The 8,697-nt window shown below is 56.1% G+C and carries 7 protein-coding genes; 2 read left to right on the top strand and 5 right to left on the bottom strand.

Annotated elements, in window-relative coordinates; all coding sequences use genetic code 11:
• Nucleotides 1–411 precede the first annotated feature (411 nt).
• The gene (locus tag LB577_RS32755; RefSeq protein WP_224690523.1) at nucleotides 412–666 is read left to right on the top strand and encodes a DUF6894 family protein; all 255 of its coding nucleotides are present in this window, start codon (nucleotides 412–414) and stop codon (nucleotides 664–666) included.
• Between the two features lie 87 nt (nucleotides 667–753).
• On the opposite strand, the gene LB577_RS33595 is transcribed toward LB577_RS32755, so the two are convergent.
• The 5 genes from LB577_RS33595 to LB577_RS32735 form a co-directional block, all read right to left on the bottom strand.
• Nucleotides 754–1,077, bottom strand: coding sequence for a hypothetical protein (locus LB577_RS33595; RefSeq protein ID WP_411969367.1), 324 nt, complete (start codon nucleotides 1,075–1,077; stop codon nucleotides 754–756).
• A gap of 989 nt (nucleotides 1,078–2,066) precedes the next feature.
• Nucleotides 2,067–2,840: a response regulator transcription factor gene (locus tag LB577_RS32750; RefSeq protein ID WP_023769453.1), complete on the bottom strand. Its 774-nt coding sequence runs from the start codon at nucleotides 2,838–2,840 to the stop codon at nucleotides 2,067–2,069.
• 366 nt (nucleotides 2,841–3,206) lie between these two features.
• The gene (locus tag LB577_RS32745) at nucleotides 3,207–3,926 is read right to left on the bottom strand and encodes a Crp/Fnr family transcriptional regulator (RefSeq protein WP_023776718.1); all 720 of its coding nucleotides are present in this window, start codon (nucleotides 3,924–3,926) and stop codon (nucleotides 3,207–3,209) included.
• Between the two features lie 158 nt (nucleotides 3,927–4,084).
• Nucleotides 4,085–4,372, bottom strand: coding sequence for a hypothetical protein (locus tag LB577_RS32740; RefSeq protein WP_023776717.1), 288 nt, complete (start codon nucleotides 4,370–4,372; stop codon nucleotides 4,085–4,087).
• Between the two features lie 2,287 nt (nucleotides 4,373–6,659).
• Nucleotides 6,660–7,028, bottom strand: a complete 369-nt coding sequence (locus LB577_RS32735; RefSeq protein ID WP_224690522.1) for a hypothetical protein — start codon at nucleotides 7,026–7,028, stop codon at nucleotides 6,660–6,662.
• An 887-nt stretch (nucleotides 7,029–7,915) separates the two neighbouring features.
• Between LB577_RS32735 and LB577_RS32730 the strand changes: the two genes are divergently transcribed.
• The coding region (locus LB577_RS32730) for a glycosyltransferase family 2 protein (RefSeq protein ID WP_224690521.1) at nucleotides 7,916–8,697 on the top strand (782 nt) is incomplete at its 3' end.

The following is an 8,697-nucleotide window of genomic DNA, read 5'->3' as shown; positions in this document are numbered from 1 at the left end:
CGAATTCGAAGCTGTTGGGCAAGGCCTCGCCGACGATCCTGGGGGTCAAGACTGGAAAACTCCAAATGGCTGGAACAGATATCGGTCAAGCGGCGACAATATCACACAAACCTCAGCTCTTGCTCATTCGTCTGACAAACAGCCTCTCCTAATGGTGGGTCGATCGCCGCATCGTTGTCGGCAGAGTGCCACATTGGCCCACGTGTTCTGAAACGATAGGTAACGAATTATATCGCTGCCTTATATCTTGTGATTAAGCATCTGCCGGGTTGTGCACAGCTCCGTTTTGGTTCCCACCTGCGGTTGCTGTCCTGTGTCAGGAAATTGACTTATGAACTGGCGCCAGCACAGCCCAAGCGCCTTGGCGAGCGGTATTTTTGACGTCACAGTTTAATAAGGTTGAGACAATTAATGCCCGTGTTTTTTTTCGACATCCAGGACGGCAAAACACGCTCGCCCGACACAGAAGGTACCGAATACCTCGGCATTGCCGAGGCGCAGGCCGACGCCATCAGGATGCTCGTGGCCATAGCGCAAGACGAATGGCATGATGGTGTGAAGAGCGCGCTGGCTGTCCAGGTATATGACGACAAGCGCAGACCCGTGGTCGCAGCCAAGATCGATTGCGCCGTAACGGTCTATGACGGTCCTTTGCGAGCCAATTAGTTAGATCCGCGGTCCGAACTGTCAGGTGCAAGGCGTTCAATGGCTCCAAGCGGCGCGGCGCCTTGTGGAAGCCTCCGTAGCGTTCGTTCACTCCCACGGTCGACCAGTGCGGCGATGCTCATTGAAAGCAAGTGTGCAACACGCTCGCGTCGGGCGCCGGCAGCAGAACATGATTATGGGAAGGCGTGAGCTTGGTTTCGAGGAGCTAACATTCCCAAGCCGCTCGACAACACGCCTTACATGCTGGCTTTCGGCTACTGGGGCCACGAAGTTCGCATCGGCTGTCGAGACAACGGCAACGTTCTTCAACCCGATTGCCGACAGCAATCTGCCGCGGCTGCGCAGACAGGAATTCTCGCAGTCTATGGCAACCACATCGCCGATCACCACATTTCCGCTCTCATCGGTCATGCCTGAATCCAGCAATGACTGCCCGGAGCCAAGGTCGCTCCAAGTGAAGCTTACAGGTACCAAAGCGATATTGCTGACTTTCTCCATAATGGCGTAGTCAATGGAAGTCGCCGGGTCTGACGCATAGAGATTGAGCGGAAGATAGGTACCAGAGTCGTTTGTCGTCGCCGCATCCAGGGCTTTTTCAGCGCGAGTCCAAATCTCGGGGACGGTGGCGAAGAAAGGCTTCGCGCATGGTGCTCGCGCGGTGCAGAAAGATGCCTGTGTTCCAGAAAAATAAGCCGGGTGGCGATGTAGCTTTTTGCCACCTCGGGCTCGCGTTTCTCGATGAACCGAAGCACATTGCGAATGTCGATTTCACGCCGCGGGCGCCCCGGCCTCGATATAGACAAATCCAGCTTCAGGGCGACTGGACGCAGGCCAAACACAACAACGCTGCCTTCCTCCGCAGCTGGCACGTCCTTCTCGATTGTTTCTCAGAGTTCCAGGCTGGTGGAGATCGCATGATCAGATCGCGCGATGAGAACAATCCCCTCGCCATGGCAAGCGATCGTGTGCAGCGTCGCAGTAGGGACGGCAGCAGCTGTGTTGCGTCCGATCGGTTCGGAGATGGCACATCCACCAGAAAGGCCAATTCGGGCAAGGTCAGACCGGACGCGGTCTGCGTTCCGCTCCGATGCTATCAGATGGATGGGAATCTCGGCGTTGCTGCTTCGGGTTGTCCTCCCGAGACAGCGGCCATAGCCCGAAACCAACTCCCCCACTCAATACAAAAAAGCAAATTCGACCAGTCATTATGCTTGCAGCCCGCTCAGGCGCGACACAGATATCCAACAAGGTTTCCTCTGAGAAGCGCGCCAGCCGGAGCCGACGCAAATCTCGAAGTGCTTGTGAACTGTAGTTACAACCTACGCCAGCGTAGTTCGCGAGAGTCGCCGCTGAGAACTCTCTCCAAAACAAGGCAATCTAGATAAACACGCAAGAGCGCTTCAACTCGCTCGCAACGAATGATTCTCGCCGGGGAACATCTCGTTGAGCATATAGACAGCCTCAGTCCTGTTGGTTGCCTTCAACTTCTTCATGATATTGCGGATATGAACTTTAACTGTACTTTCTCGAAGATTGAGCTCGTGGGCGATTATCTTGTTCGCCTTCCCGCGTCTGAGAACTTGGACAACGTCCTCTTGCCGCTCGGTAAACACGCTCGCCATAGATCTTGGCATTTCGACATCAGCCTTACTGGTCTTGTGCAGCCCTGCAAGGCTACTTGCCGGAACAAATGTGCCGCCAGCAATGACGAAGTTTATGGCTTCGACACAAATTTCGAAGCGGAGGGATGAGGGGATATATGCTTTGGCGCCGTAGCTCAGGGCCTTGAGAATCTGCTCCAGCTCATCAGTGTCGGCCAAGATCGCAACTGGGGCGGGATGGGCCTTCTTGACGAGGTCGGCTATCGCGTCACCTGTCTTTGCATCACTGGCCTTGCGGCTTCCCAAGTTTAGCAGAACCGCCGAAACTGGCGGCTTATTCTCGCACGACTGCCATTCATCGATCGAGCCGAATGACAGGATGTCTTTCCCGACACGGTAAGTGGTCAAGCTTTGCGCCAGGCATTGCCGGTCAAGCACACGTTCATCGAGCAGAACCAGACAGGCTTCGGCAGTCGCCTTTCCGTGAAGACGTATTGCCCCTGCCCCGCCTTTTTGACCGACGAGTTCCAGCCCACGGATCGGTTTGGTGCCTGTTTGAATTGCCGTAATCATGCCACTCACCCGTAAACAACACCCAAGTTCGAGACCGGCGCGAGACGGGGATTTCGAGACAAGCGAAATAGTGCAAACGATTTTCTGTTCGCGTCAAAGATAACAGACTGTGCGTTCCCAGGCCCCCGCCATCGCCACGCGTCCAACGTATGCAGGCTATCAGCGAAACTGTACGCTCTCACTAATGTAAGTTAAAGAAGCGTAAAAAAATGAGTTCATTTGGCGAGAGGAAGATCGCCCCGGTATCCCTGCATAACCTCGGCAAAGGCTCGTGCTATTTGGGTTGTGAAACGCGACGCACTGGGCCACATAGACCGCCGCGGTGGCCGAAATGGACCGTCTCGGGATGCAGAGGGAGGACATGCGTCAGCTGTCGATATACCTGTCATCGAAGCCTGCAAACTTGGCGATGCGCTCTCTATCCAGGATCCGGACATGGCCCTGACGGAACTCCAGAAGCTTGCGTTCACGCAATTCTCGCAACATGCGATTGACGTGGATAGGCGTCAGCCCTAGCGCGTCGGCGAGGTCGTACTGGGTAAGCGGGCAAGAATAGCCATTGCGGGCGACACCACCCACGCGCTCCAAGCGCGTCCTCAGTTCGAGCAGCAGGTGTGCGGTGCGCGTCAACGCACTGCGCCGACCAACATTTGTCAGATGTTGAGCGACAAGCGCCCGCTGATGGACCAGAGTTTCAAGAAATAGGGAAGCTATGCGAGGCGATTTGGCGGTTGCAAGCGCAAACGTCTTGGTTGATGCCTCGAATACCGCAAGATCGGTCTGTGCGACAAACGTCTCCGGAGCAGTTCCTGGGAAAGAGTGTGGCAGGACGACGTCGCCCTTCAATGCAAAATCCAGGATCTGACGCTGACCGCCGGCCAGATTGTGCGATATGCATCCCCAGCCAGACTCGATTATAAAGACACGAGCAGCGTGCTGCCCTTGATCAACGATTGCCGTTTCAGCCGGATACCGCCTCAGCGCGAAGCCGAGCGCTTTGACGTAATCCTTGTCATCATCGTCAAGTCGGGTCGATGAGGGACGGTTTTCGTTCCCGGTCAAAAATGGATGCGATGCAGATACCATTGAACCCCACCAACCCCTCCTTTTGACAACCCGGGTTAGTGTATATCAGGCTCGAGCAGATGAGTAGCCTATATTAGCTACGCCTGTTGGAATAGGAAGCGACGTCGGGTTTACGTTGGCCGGAGCCAATCTGGCGAACAGCGCCCGGCGGGCGCGGATCAGGCTTTGCTTTTCTTGAAACTTTCTCGGATGGCCTCGACCATCTCACTCGCCACCATGCAACTTCGGTTGTCCACTTGCGTTGCAGCATTCCGCAGCGTCGTTGCGGCGTCCTTCAGCACCCCCCTGATTTCTCTGGCCGTGAGTATCTCGGATGCTTCCAGTTCAAGCAACAGCGCTTCGCTCAGATGCAAGGCGGCAAGTGCTATCGCCTTGGGCCTGTTGCCCTGCACAACGGGCAGGTCGCCGCCCGGCCTGGTGCGTGACTTCCTTTTTCCCATCTTCAATCTCTCTCCGGACGTACAGCGCACGCCGCTGTCAGAATTTGAACCATATTAGTCCTATTCAAGAGCCCGACACAGCATACGGCGCCTACCAAGTTAGCTGTAGCTCATTGACAGGCCGGAACTCCAACTGACCTCTCGACACCAGGCAGACGTCGCGCGCGGTTGGCCTTTGGGGAACTGATCCTGCGAAGGATCCCGCAGCATTGATCGTTGCCAACAAAAGCTGCCGCGGATTTGAACCGTCTGGGGTTGCGACCCTTCACGTGGCCAGCAGTTTGGCCGCACCTGAAACGGGACGTGCGGACCTTCCCGTAATGGCGTTCTGCCGGACTGCCGCGTGGCTAGCCTTTGTTGCCATGGTCGTCGGGACGATTGTTCCGATCGGGATGCGGCCTGTGTCAGGCTTTGGACCGGAACCCGAGCAAATAGCCGCTTTTGTGGCCTTTGGCTTGCTGCTCGGGTTCGCATATAATCGCAATTGGCTCCTGACTCTCTGCCTTGTCGTTGCTGCCGGATTCGGCATAGAGGCCTTGCAGCTGTAAGCCCAACACGACACCCAGCCGTCGATGACGCTGTCATTGAGGCTGCTACGAGTGGTGCCGGGGTCATGGCGGTTGTCTAATTGCGAGGAACGGTCAGTCACAACAGAGCCCGCAACAACTCTCTTGCCCACGTATTCACAACTGAGGTTTTGCCGATACGGGTGAGGACGCACAATCCGTGGACCTGGGGTGCAAAACCGTTCGGCGGTGAATCGCTTGGGAATTTGAATAGATCAAACCTTGGGACGACGGGGCTAGTCCCTTTGCATGCCTGCATCATCCAAGTTGTGGAATGGACTGACCGTAGTGCCGGACTGTACGCTCACCAGGGGCACTGCGCCTTGGGGGCTATGGCAATACCGTTGCCGGTCAGAGAGTTGTTGGAACTTGACGCCTACCGGCGAACGATCAAGGCATCGACCACGCGTATGAACTCACCCTTGCGAGAGGCTGGCTCCGACATAGCATTCTGCATCGGCTTGGCAGTAAGGCTGCGCCACTGAAGAGGCGCCGACCAAGCGGATGCCAGATGATATCAAGCGCATACCCGAGCCGAGATCCTCCCCTTGCCGCCAGTTCAGGTTGCATGCCGGTTTATCATTTGTTGGAGAATTCAGGCGCATCGTTACTGCGGACATGCCATGTGATTCGTTCATGTCCACAGGCCTCGGCGTCTCACCCATCGCCGAGGCCTATTCGTGCCTGAAACTGTTGGCTCGAAAAACCTCGGTCCGTTTTGTGCGATCATGAACGCATGGGGTTCGTTGTCTTCAGCCGGCCGTGTCGGCCCCCCAATCATCAGTTGTCACCGCACAATTCTGAGGTCGATATTTGTGTTGAGCCTATCTCGTCCCTGCCCGAAATAGCAGTGCGAAACGATACGCCTTTGGCGGGACGGGTTGGCAGAGCGCACGAGAAAGTGCTTCCGCGGTGCGCTGATCAAGTTCAAGCATGACATTGTCGTAAGTGTCCGAGAGGCCGCAACTGGGGCAAGCTAACAGGTCGGACCCTTGAGACCCAGTGACACCAGTAAGGGGCACTTTGCATCGATTGCAGCCAACCTTAGGATCACTTTCGATCATGTAGGAAGTATCCCGCTTGTCTTTCAGAACAAGCAATTGCGGTGCCAAACGCGGTTGATCCGTTTCGGGACATCCTTACAGCGGCCTCGCCGTGTCCTACACGATCATTGAGGCCACGCCTTCGATATGCCTGCATGGTCGATCAACTGGAAGGTGGCAGCCTCCACGGCATGATCTGGCTGAACTGGATACGGCTATCCGGCGCGATGATACCCACGGTCGCGACGCTCACGTGGCTTTGATACACAAACGGCTTAGCCATTGCGGGTGTGCCTCGAGGAGCGTGCGGGAACATCGGTAACCGGCTGGTCTATTCCAATCGTCCTCAGTGAGCTGGATAGCTGCCATTCAGCGCGCTAGGTGGCGCGATGCTCTTCTATCTCTGCTGAGCAAGCTTACGAGCGCACCAGTGTCATCAGCCCCAGTCTCAGCCAACGTCTTCGGAGACGCCAAGAGGGCCACGTCGCAGCTCGACCGTGCGACCCATTGCGTCGGTGACGCCGAGCTACAGGCCCAAAACGCAAGCCAGTTGCAGCCTCTCGTGGCTGATATCGTCGGGCGAGGGTTGCAGCCGGCGGGAACGAGGACGATGGCCTCCATACCATTGTGGAACTCGCGCCGGATCTTACGAGAAACGTCGGGAGGATCTGTAGCAGCCCACAATCAGCGACGGCGGTTGCGTTTTCCTACGGGTAGGTCGTGACTTTGCCCCGGCCCGGCTGGGATTTCACGCCAGAACTTCGGTTGCTCGTTCGGGCTTGACTGCGCCCAGCGCGGCTTGCCGGGGCCATCCGACCACCAGTCGATATGAATATCCGAAAAGATGCGCGCATGGGGGCAAAGCACGAGAATCCTGGTTCCGTCCTTGGGCGCAGATGAAATATCTTCCCATCTTTCATCCCGCGCCCGTGCAGCCGCGATGACCTTCTTCGCGAAGAGCTCATAGGAATCGATCGAAGACGGCAATTCACATGCGACCAGGAACTCTTGCGTAAGTGCCCGCGCCAACGTTGCATCGGCGTCATCTGTCATCTGTCTCCCCCTTGAGTGTCTCCCCCTTGAGGTGAAAACCGGTCGTGCGCGATGGCCAGCGTCATTGAGTAACTCAGTTGGCACAAAAGCTTCGGCAACAGCCATATTCATCACCTCAACATCCCGGAGCCGGTTTTGGCCCAATCCCGTTGGCTTGCAGTGTACGTTCCGCGCGATCCTTGCCAAAGTCAGCACGAAGTGGCAGCGCTAATTTAGCAACAGCTCATATATATCATATGAGCCCGCTTGAGTCACCCATCTCACCATTCTGCATAAGTTCGCGGGTAAGTCTTCAATTTCGGGTCAGCGTGAACAAGATCGGCAAATATCATCCAGCGTTCCCTGATCCAGCAAGGCTCTGTCTTGAAATTCCAGAAGGAAGCAGTTTTGAACGGAAGTTATATAAGCTGCCTGTGCACACTAGGCCTGGCTAGGGCGTGAGATCTTGCGTTATTGATTTGCATGGACCTACCTCACGCGATAACGATCTTCTTTGCATGAATTGCGATGATGGGACGAACATCCGGGAGAACTCGCCATGCATGGCTGGACTAGGCGCTGACGAAGCCGCGAGTGGCTTGCCGTCTCCAATGAACCAGAAGCGATAGTTCCCCGGCGTCCGGCAGTGCCGCTCGACTCCCCGGCCCTGCCCTCACAGGGTCCGCCCGAACAGCGTCACGATCAGGAGTCGCCGATCCGAGCCTGTGGGTTGACTGGATTAATCAGGAAAAGCTAATGAAACAGCGATTGAGCGCGATGGATCTCGCGCCTGCTTCTTGGATTTCGACATGATTTTGTCGCGATCGCAATTCCTGGTGAGGCGGCTGGGAACGCCCGAGTAATTTTCGCCGCGAATTCGCCGATCATTGAAGAGCAGTACTGACAGCATGGCAGCACAGCCGTTTTTACCGTTCCGGGGGGAGAAAACGAAGTCGCCGATGATCCAGGACAAAGCCACGGTTGGCGTCATAGTCCCTATGTTCAATGCCGAGCGAACCATTCGCTCCACCCTGACCAGCATCTGCCAGCAGACCTACCAGGCATTGGACATTATCGTGGTGGACGATGGTTCGACGGACGAGTCCCCATCAATTGTAGCCTCCTATGCCGAGAAAGATCGACGTATACGCCTCATAGGGCAGTCGAATGGCGGCGTTGCGCACGCTCGCAACCGCGGCGCGGCTTCCACGGACGCGGAGTTTCTGGCGTTTGTCGACGCAGATGATCTTTGGGCTCCCTCGAAAATCGCACTGCAATTGCGCGCCTTGCGGGAAGGTGGCTCCTCGGCCGGCTTGGCATATTGCTGGTTTGCGCATATCGACCAGGATGGTCGGGTATTCTCGCTGCGCCATCAGCCTGACGCCGAAGGTCACGTTCTCCAGCGCATGTGCAGACAAAACCTGGTCGGCAACGGAAGTTCGATGCTCCTACGTCGCTCCGCATTCGAGCGGGTGGGACAATTCGATCCGTCCTTGCGAGCCAGGAACGCACAAGGCTGCGAGGATCTTCTAATGTGCCTAAGGATAGCGGAAAATTACGAATTTCGCCTCGTGCCTCAGTACCTTGTCGGTTACCGGATGACGAACGTCAACATGTCGAGCGATGTCATGCAAATGCTTCGTTCCTGCGAAATCGTCCTTGCCGAATTTCGTGAAAAATATCCGTCATT

It is taken from the genome of Mesorhizobium sp. B283B1A, from assembly GCF_020165735.1.
In the GTDB taxonomy this organism is placed as follows: domain Bacteria; phylum Pseudomonadota; class Alphaproteobacteria; order Rhizobiales; family Rhizobiaceae; genus Mesorhizobium; species Mesorhizobium opportunistum.
This window is presented reverse-complemented; position numbering and strand designations above follow the sequence as displayed.

Bases quoted from the DNA above. Each gene is read 5' to 3' on its own strand.
- LB577_RS32755 (WP_224690523.1), top strand. From the start codon at position 412: ATGCCCGTGTTTTTTTTCGACATCCAGGACGGCAAAACACGCTCGCCC.
- LB577_RS33595 (WP_411969367.1), bottom strand. From the start codon at position 1,077: ATGACCGATGAGAGCGGAAATGTGGTGATCGGCGATGTGGTTGCCATA.
- LB577_RS32750 (WP_023769453.1), bottom strand. From the start codon at position 2,840: ATGATTACGGCAATTCAAACAGGCACCAAACCGATCCGTGGGCTGGAA.
- LB577_RS32745 (WP_023776718.1), bottom strand. From the start codon at position 3,926: ATGGTATCTGCATCGCATCCATTTTTGACCGGGAACGAAAACCGTCCC.
- LB577_RS32735 (WP_224690522.1), bottom strand. From the start codon at position 7,028: ATGACAGATGACGCCGATGCAACGTTGGCGCGGGCACTTACGCAAGAG.